The sequence below is a fragment of the Exiguobacterium sp. RIT452 genome (genome assembly GCF_003598705.1).
Lineage (GTDB): Bacteria > Bacillota > Bacilli > Exiguobacteriales > Exiguobacteriaceae > Exiguobacterium_A > Exiguobacterium_A undae.
Genome location: NZ_QXJB01000023.1, coordinates 1 through 379, shown reverse-complemented (window position 1 = coordinate 379; position 379 = coordinate 1). Strand labels below are relative to the sequence as shown.

Below are 379 nucleotides of genomic sequence, written 5' to 3'. Positions count from 1 at the left end.
TGCTCTCCGGTTTGGGCTGTTCCCGTTTCGCTCGCCGCTACTCAGGGAATCGCATTTGCTTTCTCTTCCTCCGGGTACTTAGATGTTTCAGTTCCCCGGGTCTGCCTCACGCTACACTATGTATTCATGTAACATGTCCCATCCCATTACGGATGGTGGGTTCCCCCATTCGGAAATCCTCGGATCAAAGCATACTTACTGCTCCCCGAAGCATATCGCTGTTCGTCGCGTCCTTCATCGGCTCCTAGTGCCAAGGCATCCACCGTACGCCCTTCATACCTTGATCTAGCATTTTGGTATTCTAAGAACACACGTCTAATGACATGGTTATAAAAAGTTTGATGTCTTGTTGATGTCTTCAGTTTTCAAGGTGCGAGTG

The 379-nt window shown here is 49.1% G+C and carries 1 rRNA gene; it reads right to left on the bottom strand.

The window, feature by feature from the left end:
- Positions 1 to 286 (bottom strand): 23S ribosomal RNA (locus D3D03_RS16670); the annotation flags it as partial.
- Between the last annotated feature and the right edge of the window lie 93 nt (positions 287 to 379).